Source organism: Modestobacter marinus (assembly GCF_019799945.1).
In the GTDB taxonomy this organism is placed as follows: Bacteria; Actinomycetota; Actinomycetes; order Mycobacteriales; family Geodermatophilaceae; genus Modestobacter; species Modestobacter marinus_B.
This window is the reverse complement of record NZ_JABGCH010000183.1, coordinates 1-627: the sequence shown is the minus strand read 5'-3', so window position 1 is coordinate 627 and position 627 is coordinate 1. Positions and strand designations below refer to the sequence as shown.

Sequence of the window (627 nt, the reverse complement as noted above, 5' to 3'; positions counted from 1 at the left end):
GACACTTGAAACAACTAATGTGGATGGGACTGCTGCTGGATTCTCAGTTATCAACTATCCAACAATGACTGTTAACCAAATTCAGGAGTTCACAATCTCATTGGCATCTAGCTTAGTAACTCAAGGAGAGCTATCAACAACAAATGGTAATGTATCAGCAAATACAGCTGCTATAGCAAATGCAAATACTGCCATTGGAACTAAAGTGGCAACAACAGACTTTGAAGCGTTCAAAACAACCAATACGGCTGAAATCAATGCTAAAGTGGCACAAACTGCCTATGACACCAAAATGGCTGCTCTGGATGCGTCTATTGCTTCAAACACAACCGCTATTGCTACAAAAGCTGCTCAGACTGCCGTTGATAATCTTAATGGCAAACCTGTAAGAACAATTGATGCAGCAGGTGTAGAGATTGGTATGAGTTTAGGTGCTTATACTACAAGTGCACTTGATAATGGACTGATTGATAAGTCAGTTCTTGATAAAAGAACAACTATTGACATTGCTACAAAAGCGGAAGTTAATACAAAAGCTCCTCAGGCAACTACTTATACAAAAGCACAAGTTGATGCTGCCATTGCGTCTGCTATCAATGCATTGCCAAAAGCACCTACAAGAAAAGA

General features: G+C 39.9%; 1 protein-coding gene. It reads left to right on the top strand.

The window, feature by feature from the left end; all coding sequences use genetic code 11:
* Positions 1-627 (top strand): hypothetical protein (locus tag HK417_RS24585; protein WP_222273460.1); only part of this gene is annotated, 627 nt, incomplete at both ends.